Raw genomic sequence first — 16,592 nt, 5'->3', positions numbered from 1 at the left:
AACATCAAGATGGTGGTGACGCTGATCAACCCGGTGGCGATGGACGAAGGCCTGCGTTTCGCGATCCGCGAGGGTGGCCGCACGGTCGGCGCCGGCGTGGTGTCCAAGATCATCAAGTGACGTCCTGACCCGGGCGGGCGCACGCCTGCCCGGCTTTGTCAGGCCGTCATCCCCGCGCAGGCGGGGATCCAGCGGCTCGATGAAGCACGAAAGGGCGGGCCGGAACTACGGTCCGCCTTCGCCGTCTAAGGGAAGGCTTCAGCAAGTTCGATACGCCAGTAGCTCAATTGGCAGAGCAGCGGTCTCCAAAACCGCAGGTTGGGGGTTCGAGTCCCTCCTGGCGTGCCATTCGCGGATTCCTCCGCAGAAGCCCGGCCATCCATGGCCGGACCGTTAAACAGAGCGACAGTTGACTTGAACAGCAAGGTCGAACAATCCAAAGCCGCCACCTCCACGGGCGACATCGCCAAGTACGTCCTGGCGCTGGCGCTGGTCGCGGGCGGCCTGGTGGCGTGGTGGTGGTTCAATGGCCAGTGGGCCACGCCGCTGCGTTCGCTGGCCGTGGTGTCCGGGCTGGTGCTGGGCGCTGTGGTGTTCCTGGGCACCGCCAAGGGCCGCGACACCCGCGAATTCCTGGCCGAGTCGCGCTTCGAGCTGCGCAAGGTCGTCTGGCCGACCCGCGAGGAAGCCATGCGGACCACCTGGGTGGTGGTCGTGGTGGTGATCATTCTGAGTTTGATCCTGGCCGGTTTCGATTTCGCCATCCAGGCGCTGATCGAGCGGTTCCTGAATTTTGGTCGTTGAGGAGATTGCCGCAGTGAAGCGTTGGTATGTGGTCCACGCCTATTCGGGCTTCGAGAAGTCCGTGGCGCAGGCGTTGCGCGACCGTATCGTCCGCGACGGCATGCAGGATCGCTTCGGCGACGTGCTGGTCCCGACCGAGGAAGTGGTGGAAATGCGTTCCGGCCAGAAGCGCCGCTCCGAGCGCAAGTTCTTCCCCGGCTACGTGCTGGTGCAGATCGAGACCCACGACGAGGGCGGCATCCCGCGCATGGACAACGAGAGCTGGCACCTGGTGAAGGACACCTCCAAGGTGCTGGGCTTCATCGGCGGCACCGCCGACCGTCCGCTGCCGATCCGCGATGAGGAGGCCGCCGCCATCCTCGATCGCGTCCAGGAAGGCGTCGAGAAGCCCAGGCCCAAGGTGCTGTTCGAGCCGGGCGAGATGGTCCGCGTCATCGACGGGCCGTTCAACGACTTCAACGGCGTGGTCGAGGAAGTCAACTACGAGAAGAGCCGCCTGCGCGTGGCGGTGCTGATCTTCGGCCGCTCCACCCCCGTGGAGCTGGAATTCGGCCAGGTCGAGAAGGCCTGAGCCGGCACCCCGGTCCGTTCAGGCGGGCCGTCAAAACCCTGATATACTGCGCGGCTCCCTGACGGATTGCCGGGCAGGGGCCATGGCCGCCTTCGGGTGGCCGTTGGCGCGTTCAAGCAAAACGCGATGCCGGGACGCGTGATTTTCCCGGTCCGATGGGGAGCCTTCACAGGCGCTAGCACCCGGAGAGCACTCACATGGCAAAGAAAGTTGTCGGTTACATCAAGCTGCAGGTGAAGGCCGGCCAGGCCAACCCCTCGCCGCCGGTCGGCCCCGCGCTGGGCCAGCGCGGCCTGAACATCATGGAATTCTGCAAGGCGTTCAACGCCGCCACGCAGAAGCTGGAGCCGGGCCTGCCGATTCCGGTGGTCATCACGGCCTATTCCGACCGTACCTTCACCTTCATCACCAAGACGCCGCCGGCGTCGATCCTGCTGAAGAAGGCCGTCGGCATCCAGTCCGGCTCCAAGCGCCCCAACACCGAGAAGGTGGGCAAGGTCACCCGCAAGCAGCTCGAGGACATCGCCAAGGCGAAGGAGCCCGACCTGACCGCGGCCGACCTGGACGCGGCGGTGCGCACGATCGCGGGTTCCGCCCGCTCCATGGGCCTGACGGTGGAGGGTTAAGAGATGGCACAGACCAAGCGACAGAAAGCAATCCTCGCCGCGGTGACCCCGGGCAAGGCCTACGCCATCGACGACGCGCTGAAGATCGTCAAGTCCGCCACCCAGGCCAAGTTCGTCGAGTCCGTCGACGTCGCCGTGCGCCTGGGCGTGGACGCCAAGAAGTCGGACCAGCAGGTGCGCGGTTCCACCGTGCTGCCGGCCGGTACCGGCAAGTCGGTACGCGTGGCGGTGTTCGCCCCCGCCGGCGCCAAGGCCGATGAAGCCGCCGCCGCCGGCGCCGAAGCCGTCGGCATGGACGACCTGGCCGAGAAGATGCTGGCCGGCGACATCAACTACGACGTGGTCATCGCCACGCCGGACGCGATGCGCGTGGTCGGCAAGCTGGGCACGGTGCTGGGCCCGCGCGGCCTGATGCCGAACCCCAAGGTCGGCACCGTGTCCGCCAACCCGGCCGAAGCCGTGAAGAACGCCAAGTCGGGCCAGGTGCGCTACCGCACCGACAAGGCGGGCATCATCCACTGCACGATCGGCAAGGCCAGCTTCGACGACGAGGCGCTGAAGTCCAACCTGCAGGCCCTGCTGGCCGACCTGGTGAAGGCCAAGCCTTCCACCGCCAAGGGCCAGTACCTGCAGAAGATCTCGGTCAGCTCCACCATGGGCCCCGGCGTGACCGTGGACCAGTCCTCGCTGAGCTTGAAGTGACGGATTGGCCCGCGCGCTGAGCGCGCGGCTTTGCCAATCCGTCATCCCCGCGAACGCGGGAGGAGCTTTACAACGGCCGAATGGCCGGTCATCCAGCGCCTTGCAGCCAAGTTTCAAGGTGCCGGAAAGCAACAAAGTCGCTGGGTCCCGGCCTTCGCCGGGACGACGTTTCAAAGGTGGCGGTCCGATGACCGCCGCCAGCAAGAATTTGAGGGCAGTCGCCCATGGCCCCCAGGCCGCAAGCGACAGCCGTCAAAGACCGCAGGTGCGGTCAGCGCGCAACGACGACGGGCACGGAAGCTCGCATTGGCAGGGAGTCGCCGTCGTGGCTAGCGGGATCGCTTAATCCGTCCCCGCAAGGGAACGCGCCTGCGCAGATGGTGCCGCCTTCTGGAAGTTTTCTGGTGCAAACCCCTCGGGGCGAGCCAGTCGGAAAGGCCACCACCGGGACGCCACCCGCGTCCCCGGCCCCCACGGAAGGGTGCCGTCCAGGACCGCAAGCGGCAGGAGCCGTGAGCGGAGTCAATTAGTGAGGAGTGTATGGCTCTCAATCTGTCCCAGAAGCAAGAAGTTGTCGCCGAACTGGCAGACGTCGCCGCCAAGGCGCACTCCCTGGTCGCCGCCGAATACGCAGGCACCACGGTCAGTCAAATGACCGCGATGCGCAAGAAGGCCCGCGAATCCGGCGTGTACTTGAAGGTTGTCAAGAACACGCTGGCCTCGCGCGCCGTCGAAGGTACCGAATACGAGTGCGTCAAGGAAAAGCTCGTCGGTCCCCTGCTGTATGCGTTCTCGACGGAAGAGCCCGGCGCCGCCGGGCGTCTGATCAAGGAATTCGCCAAGGGCAACGACAAGCTGCAGGCCAAGGTCGTCTCCGTGGGTGGCCAGCTGTATCCGGCCAGCCATGTCGACGTGCTGGCTTCGCTGCCGACCCGCGACCAGGCGCTGGCCATGTTGGCCCGCGTGCTCGCCGAACCCGCCAGCATGTTCGCCCGCGCCGTCAAGGCCGTGGCCGACCAGCAGGGCGGTGGCGAAGTCGCTGCCGAAGCCGTTGCCGAAACCGCCTGAGTTCGACGTCCCGTCGCTTCATGTAGAAGCGACTCCATTCCAGAAAATTTTCCAAAGGTAATCAACATGTCCCTTTCCAACGAACAGATCGTCGACGCCATCGCCGGCAAGACCCTGATGGAAGTGATGGAGCTGGTCAAGGCCATCGAAGAGAAGTTCGGCGTCTCCGCCGCCGCCCCGGTCGCCGCCGCCGCCGGTCCGGCCGCCGCCGCCGCCCCGGTCGAAGAGCAGACCGAGTTCACCGTCGTCCTGAAGGCCGCCGGCGAGAAGAAGGTCGAAGTCATCAAGGCCGTGCGCGCCATCACCGGCCTGGGCCTGAAGGAAGCCAAGGACCTGGTCGAAGGCGCCCCGCAGACCGTCAAGGAAGCCGTGTCGAAGGAAGACTCCGACAAGTTCAAGAAGGACCTCGAAGCCGCCGGTGCGACCGTCGAGATCAAGTAAGTTTTTCCGTCGCCGGGTTCCATTGGCGACAACCCGAGGCCGGGGGCGAAAGCCCCTGGCCTTCGGTCGTTGTTGAAGTGCCGGGATTCGAGAGACGGGATTCGGGATTCGGGAAGCCGCGGCTTCCGCCAATCCCCCATCCCGAATCACTGATCCCGGCTTTGCAGAGTTTGTAGTTGGAAGTAGCGGCAGAAGGCGTGCTGGTGCCGGCAATACCAGCGACTTCCAACTGAAAATTCCCCCGTTCGAAAGAATGTCCCCCGTGTGGTCGCGGACGCGCGGCCCACGCTGCCAAAGGCAAAGTCAAATGACGACATACTCGTTCACCGAAAAGAAGCGCATCCGCAAGGACTTCGGCAAGCAGCGTTCGATCCTGGAAGTGCCGTTCCTGCTGGCCATCCAGGTCGATTCCTATCGCGAGTTCCTGCAGGAGCACACCGATAGCGCCAAGCGCGACGACAAGGGCCTGCATGCCGCATTGAAGTCGGTGTTCCCCATCGTCAGCTACAGCGGCAACGCCGCGCTGGAATACGTCGGCTACAAGCTGGGCGAGCCGGTGTTCGACGAGCGCGAGTGCCGCAACCGCGGCCTGAGCTACGGCGCCCCGCTGCGCGTCACCGTGCGCCTGGTGATCTACGACCGCGAGTCGTCCACCAAGGCCATCAAGTACGTGAAGGAGCAGGAGGTCTACCTGGGCGAGATCCCGCTCATGACCGACAACGGCACCTTCATCGTCAACGGCACCGAGCGCGTCATCGTGTCGCAGCTGCACCGTTCGCCGGGCGTGTTCTTCGACCACGACCGCGGCAAGACCCACAGCTCGGGCAAGCTGCTGTACAGCGCCCGCATCATTCCTTACCGCGGCTCCTGGCTGGACTTCGAGTTCGACCCGAAGGACGCGCTGTTCACCCGCATCGACCGTCGCCGCAAGCTGCCGGTGACCATCCTGCTGCGCGCGCTGGGCTACTCCAACGAGGAGATGCTCAACGAATTCTTCGACATCAACACCTTCCACATCCTGCCCGAAGGCGTGCAGCTGGAACTGGTGGCCGAGCGCCTGCGCGGCGAGACGCTGAACTTCGACCTGGCCGATGGCGACAAGGTCATCGTCGAGGCCGGCAAGCGCATCACCGCGCGCCACGTCAAGCAGCTGGAGCAGTCCGGCATCGCCGCGCTGGCCGTGCCCGACGAGTACCTGGTGGGCCGCATCCTGTCGCACGACGTGATCGACGCCAACACCGGCGAGCTGCTGGCCACCGCCAACGACGAAGTCACCGAGGACCAGCTGGCCAAGTTCCGCAAGGCCGGCGTGGACGCGGTCGGCACGCTGTGGGTCAATGACCTGGACCGCGGCCCGTACCTCTCCAACACCCTGCGCATCGACCCGACCAAGACCCAGCTGGAAGCGCTGGTCGAGATCTACCGCATGATGCGCCCGGGCGAGCCGCCGACCAAGGACGCCGCGCAGAACCTGTTCCACAACCTGTTCTTCACCTTCGAGCGCTACGACCTGTCCACGGTCGGCCGCATGAAGTTCAACCGTCGCGTGGGCCGCAAGGAAACCACCGGCGAAGCCGTGCTGTACGACAAGAAGTACTACGGCGCGCGCAACGACGAGGAAGCCAAGCGCCTGGTCGCCACCTTGGGCGAGACATCGGACATCCTGGACGTCATCAAGGTCCTGACCGAGATCCGCAACGGCCGCGGCACCGTGGACGACATCGACCACCTGGGCAACCGCCGCGTGCGTTCGGTCGGCGAAATGGCCGAGAACGTGTTCCGCGTTGGCCTGGTGCGCGTGGAGCGCGCCGTGAAGGAACGCCTGTCGATGGCCGAAAGCGAAGGCCTGACCCCGCAGGAACTGATCAACGCCAAGCCGGTGGCCGCCGCGATCAAGGAGTTCTTCGGCTCCTCGCAGCTGTCGCAGTTCATGGACCAGAACAACCCGCTGTCGGAAGTCACCCACAAGCGCCGCGTCTCCGCGCTGGGCCCGGGCGGCCTGACCCGTGAGCGCGCCGGCTTCGAAGTGCGCGACGTGCACCCGACCCACTACGGCCGCGTCTGCACCATCGAGACGCCGGAAGGCCCGAACATCGGCCTGATCAACTCGCTGGCCGTGTACGCCCGCACCAACGGCTACGGCTTCCTCGAGACCCCGTACCGCAAGGTCGTGGACGGCGTGATCACCGACGAGATCGAGTACCTGTCGGCGATCGAGGAGAACGAGTACGTCATCGCCCAGGCCAACGCCCTGCACGACGCCAAGAGCCGCCTGACCGAGCAGTTCGTGCCGTGTCGATTCCAGGGCGAATCGCTGCTGAAGCCGCCGAGCGAAGTGCACTACATGGACGTGTCGCCGATGCAGACCGTGTCGGTCGCCGCGGCGCTGGTGCCGTTCCTGGAGCACGACGACGCCAACCGCGCGCTGATGGGCGCCAACATGCAGCGCCAGGCCGTGCCGACGCTGCGCGCGCAGAAGCCGCTGGTCGGCACCGGCATCGAGCGCGCCGTGGCGCGTGACTCCGGCGTGACCGTCAACGCCCGCCGTGGCGGCGTGGTCGAGCAGATCGACGCCGGCCGCATCGTGGTCAAGGCCAACGAGGAGGAGATCTCCGGCGAGCACGATGCCGGCGTGGATATCTACTCGCTGATCAAGTACACCCGTTCCAACCAGAACACCTGCATCAACCAGCGCCCGCTGGTGAACGTGGGCGACGTGGTGGCGCGCGGCGACGTGCTGGCCGACGGTCCGTCCACCGACATCGGCGAGCTGGCCCTGGGCCAGAACATGCTGATCGCGTTCATGCCGTGGAACGGCTACAACTTCGAGGACTCCATCCTGCTCTCCGAGCGCGTGGTGGAGGAGGATCGCTACACCACGATCCACATCGAGGAGCTGACCTGCGTCGCGCGCGACACCAAGCTGGGTCCGGAGGAAATCTCCGCCGACATCCCCAACGTCTCCGAGCAGGCGCTGAACCGCCTGGACGAGAGCGGCGTGGTGTACATCGGCGCCGAAGTGCGCGCCGGCGACATCATGGTGGGCAAGGTCACGCCGAAGGGCGAGAGCCAGCTGACCCCCGAGGAGAAGCTGCTGCGCGCGATCTTCGGCGAGAAGGCCTCCGACGTGAAGGACAGCTCGCTGCGCGTGCCGCCGGGCATGGACGGCACCGTCATCGACGTGCAGGTCTTCACCCGTGACGGCATCGAGAAGGACAAGCGCGCGCGCCAGATCGAGGAAAACGAGATCAAGCGCGTCAAGAAGGACTTCGACGACCAGTTCCGCATCCTGGAAGGCGCCATCTACGCCCGCCTGCGCTCGCAGCTGGTCGGCAAGGTGGCCAACGGCGGCCCGAACCTGAAGAAGGGCGATGCCATCACCGACGCCTACCTCGACAGCCTGAAGAAGTCCGAGTGGTTCACCCTGCGCATGAAGGACGACGACGCGTCCGACGCCATCGAGCGCGCCCAGAAGCAGATCCAGGCGCACGAGAAGGAGTTCGAGCGCCGCTTCGCCGACAAGCGCGGCAAGATCACCGCCGGCGACGACCTCGCCCCGGGCGTGCTGAAGATGGTCAAGGTGTACCTGGCCGTGAAGCGTCGCATCCAGCCGGGCGACAAGATGGCCGGCCGCCACGGCAACAAGGGCGTGGTGTCGACCATCGTGCCGGTCGAGGACATGCCGTACATGGCCACCGGCGAAACCGTGGACATCGTGCTGAACCCGCTGGGCGTGCCGTCGCGCATGAACATCGGCCAGGTGCTGGAAGTGCACCTGGGCTGGGCCGCCAAGGGACTGGGCAGGAAGATCCAGAACATGCTGGAAGCCCAGGCCAAGGTCGCCGACCTGCGCAAGTTCCTGACCCAGATCTACAACCACGACCAGAAGCTGGGCGAGGACCGCGTGGACCTGGACCAGTTCAGCGACGAGGAACTGATCGCGCTGGCCAAGAACCTGACCGACGGCGTGCCGATGGCCACCCCGGTGTTCGACGGCGCGGCCGAGACCGAGATCAAGCACATGCTCGAACTCGCCGACCTGCCGATCAGCGGCCAGACCCAGCTGTACGACGGCCGCACCGGCGAGGCGTTCGACCGCCACACCACGGTCGGCTACATGCACATGCTGAAGCTGAACCACCTGGTGGACGACAAGATGCACGCGCGTTCCACCGGTCCGTACTCGCTCGTCACCCAGCAGCCGCTGGGCGGCAAGGCGCAGTTCGGCGGCCAGCGCTTCGGCGAAATGGAAGTCTGGGCGCTGGAAGCCTACGGCGCGGCGCACACCCTGCAGGAAATGCTGACGGTCAAGTCGGACGACGTGCAGGGCCGCAACCAGATGTACAAGAACATCGTCGACGGCGCCCACGAGATGGTCGCGGGCATGCCGGAGTCCTTCAACGTGCTGGTGAAGGAAATCCGCTCCCTGGCCATCAACATGGAACTGGAAGACTGATCCAAGTGGCGCGGGGGCATCGACCCGCCTCCGCGCCCGCCGAACACGGTCAACCCGCCCTCGACAAAGATTCCTCCTGACGGAGAAACAAAATGAAAGACCTGCTCAACCTCTTCAACCAGCAGCGCCCGACGTTGGACTTCGACGCCATCAAGATCGCGCTGGCCTCGCCGGACCTGATCCGCTCGTGGTCCTTCGGCGAAGTGAAGAAGCCGGAAACCATCAATTACCGCACCTTCAAGCCGGAACGCGACGGCCTGTTCTGCTCGGCCATCTTCGGCCCGATCAAGGATTACGAGTGCCTGTGCGGCAAGTACAAGCGCATGAAGCACCGCGGCGTGGTCTGCGAGAAGTGCGGCACGGAAGTGACGCTGGCCAAGGTGCGCCGCGAGCGCATGGGCCACATCGACCTGGCCAGCCCGGTCGCGCACATCTGGTTCCTGAAGTCGCTGCCGTCGCGCATCGGCCTGATGTTGGACATGACCCTGCGCGACATCGAGCGCGTGCTGTACTTCGAGGCCTACGTCGTCACCGAGCCGGGCCTGACCACGCTGGAACGCCGCCAGCTGCTGACCGAAGAGCAGTTCATGCAGGCGCGCCAGGAGCACGGCGACGACTTCGACGCCGCCATGGGCGCCGAGGCCGTCTACGACCTGCTGCGCACCATCGACCTGCAGGCCGAGATGGTCAACCTGCGCGAGGAAATCGCCAGCACCAACTCCGAGACCAAGCTCAAGCGCCTCACCAAGCGCATCAAGCTGATCGAGGCCTTCCTGGAATCGGGCAACCGTCCGGAATGGATGGTCATGACCGTGCTGCCGGTGCTGCCGCCGGACCTGCGTCCGCTGGTGCCGCTGGACGGTGGCCGCTTCGCGACCTCCGACCTCAATGATCTGTACCGCCGCGTCATCAACCGCAACAACCGCCTGCGCCGCCTGCTGGAGCTCAATGCTCCGGACATCATCGTGCGCAACGAAAAGCGCATGCTGCAGGAGTCGGTGGATGCCCTGATGGACAACGGCCGCCGCGGCCGCGCCATCACCGGCACCAACAAGCGCCCGCTGAAGTCGCTGGCCGACATGATCAAGGGCAAGCAGGGCCGCTTCCGCCAGAACCTGCTGGGCAAGCGCGTCGACTACTCGGGCCGTTCGGTCATCGTGGTCGGCCCGACCCTGCGCCTGCACGAGTGCGGCCTGCCGAAGAAGATGGCGCTGGAGCTGTTCAAGCCGTTCGTGTTCGCCAAGCTGCAGCGCCGCGGCCTGGCCACCACCATCAAGGCCGCCAAGAAGCTGGTCGAGCGCGAAGAAGCGGAAGTCTGGGACATCCTGGAAGAAGTCATCCGCGAACACCCGGTGCTGCTGAACCGCGCCCCGACCCTGCACCGCCTGGGCATCCAGGCGTTCGAGCCGGTGCTGATCGAAGGCAAGGCCATCCAGCTGCATCCGCTGGTCTGCACCGCGTTCAACGCCGACTTCGACGGTGACCAGATGGCCGTGCACGTGCCGCTGTCGCTGGAAGCGCAGCTGGAAGCGCGCGCGCTGATGATGTCCTCCAACAACATCCTGTCGCCGGCCAACGGCGAGCCGATCATCGTGCCGTCGCAGGACGTCGTGCTGGGCCTGTACTACATGACCCGCGCGCTGGAGAACAAGAAGGGCGAGGGCATGGCGTTCGCCAACATCGCCGAGGTCAAGCGCGCGTACGACAACCGCGCCGTCGAGCTGCACGCCAAGGTCAAGGTCCGCATCAGCGGCACCGTGATCGACGAGGAAGGCGGCCGCAGCAAGCAGACCAGCATCGTGGACACCACGATCGGCCGCGCCCTGCTGGCGGAAATCCTGCCGGAAGGCCTGCCGTTCGCCCTGGTCAACACCGAGTTGAACAAGAAGGCCATCAGCCGCCTGATCAACTCCAGCTACCGCATGCTGGGCCTGAAGGACACGGTCGTGTTCGCCGACAAGCTGATGTACACCGGCTTCGCGTACGCCACGCGCGCCGGCGTCTCCATCGGCATCGACGACATGCTGATCCCGGCCGAGAAGAAGGGCATCCTGGGCGAGGCCGAACAGGAAGTGCTGGAAATCCAGGAGCAGTACCAGAGCGGCCTGGTCACCGCCGGCGAGCGCTACAACAAGGTGGTCGACATCTGGTCGCGCACCAACGAGCGCATCGCCAAGGCGATGATGGACACCATCGGCACCGACAAGGTGAAGAACGCCAAGGGCGAGACCATCAACGAGAAGTCGATGAACTCGCTGTACATCATGGCCGACTCCGGCGCGCGTGGTTCGCAGGCGCAGATCCGCCAGCTGGCCGGCATGCGCGGCCTGATGGCCCGTCCCGACGGTTCGATCATCGAGACGCCCATCAAGGCGAACTTCCGCGAAGGCCTGAACGTGCAGGAGTACTTCAACTCCACCCACGGCGCCCGCAAGGGCCTGGCCGACACCGCGCTGAAGACCGCCAACTCCGGTTACCTGACCCGTCGCCTGGTCGACGTGGCGCAGGACGTGGTGATCACCGAGGTGGATTGCGGCACGTCCGAAGGCCTGACCATGACCCCGATCGTGGAAGGCGGCGACGTGGTCGAGCCGCTGCGCGACCGCGTGCTGGGCCGCATCGTGGCCGAGGACGTGTTCCTGCCGGGCAACGACGAGGATCCCATCGTCACCCGCAACACCCTGCTGGACGAAGCCTGGGTGGCCAAGCTGGAAGAGGCCGGCGTGCAGTCGTTGAAGGTGCGTTCCACCATCACCTGCGAATCCGACTTCGGCGTCTGCGCGCACTGCTACGGCCGCGACCTGGCCCGTGGCCACATCGTCAACATCGGCGAAGCGGTCGGCGTCATCGCCGCGCAGTCGATCGGCGAGCCCGGCACCCAGCTGACCATGCGCACGTTCCACATCGGCGGCGCGGCGTCGCGTGCGGCGGCGGTGGACAACATCACCGTCAAGACCACCGGCTCCATCAAGTTCAACAACCTGAAGTTCGTCGAGCACGCCAACGGCCACCTGGTCGCGGTGTCGCGTTCGGGCGAACTGTCGGTGCTGGACGGTCATGGCCGCGAGCGCGAGCGCTACAAGCTGCCCTACGGCGCCACCATCAACGTCAAGGACGGCGACCAGATCACCGCCGGCCAGGCCGTGGCCAACTGGGATCCGCATAACCACCCGATCGTGTCGGAAGTTGCCGGCTTCGTGCGCTTCGTGGACTTCGTCGACGGCGTCACCGTCATCGAGAAGACCGACGAACTGACCGGCCTGGCCTCGCGCGAGATCACCGATCCGAAGCGTCGCGGTTCGCAGGGCAAGGACCTGCGCCCGATCGTGCGCATCGTGGACAAGGACGGCAAGGACCTGAGCATCCCGGGCACCGACCTGCCGGCGCAGTACCTGCTGCCGCCGCGCTCGATCGTCAACCTGCAGGACGGCGCGCCCGTCGGCGTGGGCGACGTGGTGACCAAGGTGCCGCAGGAAGCGTCCAAGACCCGCGACATCACCGGCGGCCTGCCGCGCGTGGCCGACCTGTTCGAAGCCCGCAAGCCGAAGGACCCGGCGATCCTGGCCGAGCGCTCCGGCGTCATCAGCTTCGGCAAGGACACCAAGGGCAAGCAGCGCCTGATCATCAAGGACACCGATGGTTCCGAGCACGAAGAGCTGATCCCGAAGTTCCGCCAGATCATCGTGTTCGAAGGCGAGCACGTGGCCAAGGGCGAAACGATCGTGGACGGCGAGCCGAGCCCGCAGGACATCCTGCGCCTGCTGGGCGTGGAACCGCTGGCGGCCTACCTGGTCAAGGAAATCCAGGACGTCTATCGCCTGCAGGGCGTGAAGATCAACGACAAGCACATCGAGGTGATCACCCGCCAGATGCTGCGCAAGGTCGAGGTCACCGACGCCGGCAACAGCAAGTTCCTGGCCGGCGAGCAGGTCGAGAAGCAGCGCATGATCGAGGAGAACGCCAAGATCGCCGCCCGCAACGAACTGCCCGCCAAGTACGACCCGGTCCTGCTGGGCATCACCAAGGCGTCGCTGGCCACCGAATCGTTCATCTCCGCGGCCTCCTTCCAGGAGACCACCCGCGTGCTGACCGAGGCGGCCGTCCGCGGCACCAAGGACAACCTGCGCGGCCTGAAGGAAAACGTCATCGTGGGTCGCCTGATCCCGGCCGGTACCGGCCTGGCGTACCACAACCAGCGCCGCCGCGACGCCTCCGGCCTGACCGAAGCCGAAGTGGACGCGCTGTCCGGCGGCGGCACCGAAGCCGCCCCGGTGGCGGCCACCGAAGACGCCGGCGAGGAGTCCAGCGCCAGCTAAACCCGCAATGCCGGCGGCCTTGGGCCGCCCCAGACCACGAAATGAGGCGCAGGAGGCGCCTCGTTTTCGGCCCAGGAAGGGCGGGATCGCAGTCGGTAAGCAGGCATCGGCCCCCCGTCGCGTTGACGGTGGGGCCGAATGCCCGCTATACTTTTCCGTCTAGGTGGGCCGGTTTCGGCCTGCCTTCGTTTTCACGCAAACAAGGCTCCGGCCTTCACACGAAGAATCCACTATGGCAACCGTCAATCAGCTGGTCCGCAAGCCGCGGCAGGCCCCCACGTACAAGAGCCAGTCGCCCGCGCTGGACAAGTGCCCGCAGCGTCGCGGCGTGTGCACGCGCGTCTACACCACCACGCCGAAGAAGCCGAACTCGGCCCTTCGCAAGGTGGCCAAGGTGCGCCTGACCAACCAGGAAGAAATCATCAGCTACATCGGCGGTGAAGGCCACAACCTGCAGGAGCACTCCGTGGTGCTGGTGCGCGGCGGCCGCGTGAAGGACCTGCCGGGCGTGCGCTACCACACCGTCCGCGGCTCGCTGGACGCCTCCGGCGTCGCCAAGCGTCGCCAGGGTCGCTCCAAGTACGGCGCCAAGCGCCCGAAGGCTTGAGGAACTAGAACATGTCGCGTAAAGGCTCAACCCCCCAGCGTGAAGTCCTGCCGGACCCCAAGCACGGCAGCCAGACGATCGCCCGTTTCATCAACATGGTCATGCTCAGCGGCAAGAAGTCCGTCGCCGAGAAGATCGTGTACGGCGCCATGGACGTCATCGGCGAGAAGAACCCCAACGCCCTCGAACTGGTCGAGAAGGCGCTGGACAACGTTGCCCCGGCGGTGGAAGTGAAGTCCCGCCGCGTCGGCGGCGCCACCTACCAGGTGCCCGTCGAAGTGCGCGCCTCGCGCCGCCTGGCGCTGGCCATGCGCTGGCTGATCGAGTCCGCCCGCAAGCGCGGCGAGAACTCCATGCCGCGCAAGCTGGCGGCGGAACTGCTGGACGCCTCCGAGAACCGTGGCGGCGCCATCAAGAAGCGTGAAGAAACCCACCGCATGGCGGAAGCGAACAAGGCGTTCGCGCACTACCGCTGGTAACGGCCTGGGGGCCCTTGCAAGCAGGGGCCTTTGGCACCATCTGTGTGCCCATGGCGGCTCAGTTCGCCGCACGAAGAACCCGAAGGCCGCCGCAAGGCGGCGTTCGGCCATCTAGATCGCCCTCCACGGAAAGCCCGTCGCGCCCGCGCAACCGGCCTCCAACAAGATAAGAGAGACTGTCGTGGCTCGCACCACTCCCATCGAGCGTTACCGCAATTTCGGCATCATGGCGCACATCGACGCCGGCAAGACCACCACGTCCGAGCGCATCCTGTTCTACACCGGCGTCAGCCACAAGATCGGTGAAGTGCACGATGGCGCCGCGACCATGGACTGGATGGAGCAGGAGCAGGAGCGCGGCATCACCATCACGTCCGCCGCCACCACGGCGTTCTGGACGGGCATGGACAAGTCCATGCCGCAGCATCGCTTCAACATCATCGACACTCCCGGTCACGTGGACTTCACCATCGAAGTCGAGCGTTCGCTGCGCGTGCTGGACGGCGCGGTGTTCGTGCTGTGCGCCGTCGGCGGCGTGCAGCCGCAGTCCGAGACCGTGTGGCGCCAGGCCAACAAGTACGCCGTGCCGCGCCTGGCCTTCGTCAACAAGATGGACCGCACCGGCGCCAACTTCGACAAGGTCGTCGAGCAACTGAAGTCGCGCCTGGGCGCGTACCCGGTGCCGATGCAGGTGCCGGTCGGTGCCGAGGACGGCTTCGAGGGCGTCATCGACCTGCTGAAGATGAAGTACATCCATTGGGACGTCGCATCGCAGGGCACCAAGTTCGAATACCGCGACATCCCGGCCGAGCTGGCCGAGAAGGCCGCGGCCGAGCGCGCGTTCATGGTCGAGGCCGCCGCCGAAGCCAGCGAAGAGCTGATGGACAAGTACCTCAACGAGGGCGACCTGTCCGAGGCCGAGATCATCGCCGGCCTGCGCGAGCGCACCCTGAAGGTGGAAGTGATCCCCGTCTACTGCGGCAGCGCGTTCAAGAACAAGGGCGTGCAGGCCATGCTGGACGGCGTGATCCAGCTGCTGCCGTCGCCGACGGATCGTCCGCCGGTGCAGGGCGTGGACGAGAACGAGAAGGAAGACACCCGCAAGGCCGGCGACAACGAGCCGTTCTCCGCGCTGGCGTTCAAGATCATGACCGACCCGTTCGTCGGTTCGCTGACCTTCTTCCGCGTCTACTCGGGCGTGCTCAACTCCGGCGACCAGGTGTACAACCCGGTCAAGTCGAAGAAGGAACGCGTGGGCCGCATCCTGCAGATGCATTCCAACCAGCGCGACGAGATCAAGGAAGTGCGCGCCGGCGACATCGCCGCGGCGGTGGGCCTGAAGGACGTCACCACCGGCGACACGCTGTGCTCGCAGGACCACATCATCACCCTGGAGCGCATGGTGTTCCCGGAACCCGTCATCTCGATGGCGGTGGAGCCGAAGACCAAGTCGGACCAGGAGAAGATGGGCCTGGCGCTGGGCCGTCTGGCGCAGGAAGATCCCTCGTTCCGCGTCAAGACCGACGAGGAGTCCGGCCAGACCATCATCTCGGGCATGGGCGAGCTGCACCTGGAAATCATCGTCGACCGCATGAAGCGAGAGTTCAACGTGGAAGCCAACGTCGGCAAGCCGCAGGTGGCCTACCGCGAGACCATCCGCAAGGCGGTCAAGCAGGAAGGCAAGTTCGTGCGCCAGTCGGGCGGTCGCGGCCAGTACGGCCACATCGTCATCGAAATGTCGCCGGTCGAGCGCGGTACGGGCTTCTCGTACGAAAGCGCGATCGTCGGCGGCGTGGTGCCGAAGGAATACGTCGCCGCGGCGGGCAAGGGTATCGAGGACGCCATGAAGAGCGGCCCGCTGGCCGGCTTCCCGGTGGTCGACGTGGCCATCAAGGCCGTGGACGGTTCGTTCCATGACGTCGACTCCAACGAAATGGCGTTCAAGGTCGCCGGCTCGATGGCGTTCAAGGAAGCCTTCGGCAAGGCCAGCCCGGTCCTGCTGGAGCCGATGATGAAGGTCGAGATCGTCACCCCGGAGGATTACCTGGGCGACGTGATGGGCGACGTGAGCCGTCGTCGCGGCATCCTGCAGGGCCAGGACGACAGTCCGTCCGGCAAGGTGATCAACGCGATGGTGCCGCTGGGCGAAATGTTCGGCTACGCCACCACGCTGCGTTCGATGTCGCAGGGTCGCGCCACGTTCTCGATGGAGTTCGACCACTACGCCGAAGCGCCGGCCAACATCGCCGACGCGGTGGTCAAGAAGAATTGATCAAGAGCAGAGATTCGGGATTCGGGATTCGAGATGACCAGCCATACGGCTGTTGAAAGCCGTAAGAGCACGGATCCCGCTTTCCCCGATCCCCAATCCCAAATCCCCAATATCGGAGTTTTCAGAAATGGCAAAGGGTAAATTCGAACGCACCAAGCCGCACGTGAACGTGGGCACGATTGGTCACGTGGACCACGGCAAGACGACGCTGACGGCGGCGCTGACGAAGATCGGCGCGGAGCGTTTCGGT

Annotated in this window: 13 protein-coding genes and 1 tRNA gene; all 14 read left to right on the top strand. The window is 65.6% G+C overall.

Annotated features, from left to right (window positions below; all coding sequences use genetic code 11):
- On the top strand, positions 1-120 hold a 120-nt coding region (locus tag AAD027_RS18860; protein WP_486660060.1), incomplete at its 5' end, for an EF-Tu C-terminal domain-related protein.
- Between the two features lie 152 nt (positions 121-272).
- Positions 273-348 (top strand) — tRNA-Trp (locus tag AAD027_RS18855).
- 66 nt (positions 349-414) lie between these two features.
- On the top strand, positions 415-804 hold the full coding sequence (gene secE, locus AAD027_RS18850) for a preprotein translocase subunit SecE (RefSeq protein WP_341727580.1): 390 nt from the start codon (positions 415-417) through the stop codon (positions 802-804).
- A 13-nt stretch (positions 805-817) separates the two neighbouring features.
- A complete protein-coding gene (gene nusG / locus AAD027_RS18845) occupies positions 818-1,375 on the top strand; it encodes a transcription termination/antitermination protein NusG (protein WP_341727579.1) in 558 nt (185 codons plus the stop codon).
- A gap of 197 nt (positions 1,376-1,572) precedes the next feature.
- The gene (rplK, locus tag AAD027_RS18840) at positions 1,573-2,001 is read left to right on the top strand and encodes a 50S ribosomal protein L11 (protein ID WP_079723278.1); all 429 of its coding nucleotides are present in this window, start codon (positions 1,573-1,575) and stop codon (positions 1,999-2,001) included.
- Between the two features lie 3 nt (positions 2,002-2,004).
- Positions 2,005-2,703, top strand: a complete 699-nt coding sequence (gene rplA, locus AAD027_RS18835; protein ID WP_341727578.1) for a 50S ribosomal protein L1 — start codon at positions 2,005-2,007, stop codon at positions 2,701-2,703.
- A gap of 540 nt (positions 2,704-3,243) precedes the next feature.
- Positions 3,244-3,771: a 50S ribosomal protein L10 gene (gene rplJ, locus AAD027_RS18830; protein ID WP_341727577.1), complete on the top strand. Its 528-nt coding sequence runs from the start codon at positions 3,244-3,246 to the stop codon at positions 3,769-3,771.
- Positions 3,772-3,837: 66 nt separating this feature from the next.
- Positions 3,838-4,212: a 50S ribosomal protein L7/L12 gene (gene rplL / locus AAD027_RS18825; RefSeq protein WP_341727576.1), complete on the top strand. Its 375-nt coding sequence runs from the start codon at positions 3,838-3,840 to the stop codon at positions 4,210-4,212.
- 307 nt (positions 4,213-4,519) lie between these two features.
- Positions 4,520-8,668: a DNA-directed RNA polymerase subunit beta gene (rpoB, locus tag AAD027_RS18820; protein ID WP_341727575.1), complete on the top strand. Its 4,149-nt coding sequence runs from the start codon at positions 4,520-4,522 to the stop codon at positions 8,666-8,668.
- Between the two features lie 92 nt (positions 8,669-8,760).
- The gene (gene rpoC, locus AAD027_RS18815; protein WP_341727574.1) at positions 8,761-12,984 is read left to right on the top strand and encodes a DNA-directed RNA polymerase subunit beta'; all 4,224 of its coding nucleotides are present in this window, start codon (positions 8,761-8,763) and stop codon (positions 12,982-12,984) included.
- Positions 12,985-13,216: 232 nt separating this feature from the next.
- Complete coding sequence (gene rpsL, locus AAD027_RS18810; protein ID WP_267793401.1) at positions 13,217-13,591, top strand: 30S ribosomal protein S12; 375 nt, start codon at positions 13,217-13,219, stop codon at positions 13,589-13,591.
- An 11-nt stretch (positions 13,592-13,602) separates the two neighbouring features.
- Positions 13,603-14,070 carry a 30S ribosomal protein S7 gene (gene rpsG, locus AAD027_RS18805; RefSeq protein WP_341727573.1) on the top strand — a complete coding sequence of 156 codons (468 nt, stop codon included), beginning with the start codon at positions 13,603-13,605 and terminating at the stop codon, positions 14,068-14,070.
- Positions 14,071-14,251: 181 nt separating this feature from the next.
- Positions 14,252-16,342: an elongation factor G gene (gene fusA / locus AAD027_RS18800; protein ID WP_341727572.1), complete on the top strand. Its 2,091-nt coding sequence runs from the start codon at positions 14,252-14,254 to the stop codon at positions 16,340-16,342.
- A 127-nt stretch (positions 16,343-16,469) separates the two neighbouring features.
- On the top strand, positions 16,470-16,592 hold a 123-nt coding region (locus AAD027_RS18795), incomplete at its 3' end, for a GTP-binding protein (RefSeq protein ID WP_233348216.1).

The sequence above is a fragment of the Pseudoxanthomonas putridarboris genome (assembly GCF_038321125.1).
In the GTDB taxonomy this organism is placed as follows: domain Bacteria; phylum Pseudomonadota; class Gammaproteobacteria; order Xanthomonadales; family Xanthomonadaceae; genus Pseudoxanthomonas_A; species Pseudoxanthomonas_A putridarboris.
This window is presented reverse-complemented; position numbering and strand designations above follow the sequence as displayed.

Coding starts and splice junctions, on each gene's coding strand:
- rpsG (WP_341727573.1), top strand. CDS start 13,603: ATGTCGCGTAAAGGCTCAACCCCCCAGCGTGAAGTCCTGCCGGACCCC.
- rpsL (WP_267793401.1), top strand. CDS start 13,217: ATGGCAACCGTCAATCAGCTGGTCCGCAAGCCGCGGCAGGCCCCCACG.
- rplL (WP_341727576.1), top strand. CDS start 3,838: ATGTCCCTTTCCAACGAACAGATCGTCGACGCCATCGCCGGCAAGACC.
- rpoC (WP_341727574.1), top strand. CDS start 8,761: ATGAAAGACCTGCTCAACCTCTTCAACCAGCAGCGCCCGACGTTGGAC.
- rplA (WP_341727578.1), top strand. CDS start 2,005: ATGGCACAGACCAAGCGACAGAAAGCAATCCTCGCCGCGGTGACCCCG.
- rpoB (WP_341727575.1), top strand. CDS start 4,520: ATGACGACATACTCGTTCACCGAAAAGAAGCGCATCCGCAAGGACTTC.
- rplK (WP_079723278.1), top strand. CDS start 1,573: ATGGCAAAGAAAGTTGTCGGTTACATCAAGCTGCAGGTGAAGGCCGGC.
- rplJ (WP_341727577.1), top strand. CDS start 3,244: ATGGCTCTCAATCTGTCCCAGAAGCAAGAAGTTGTCGCCGAACTGGCA.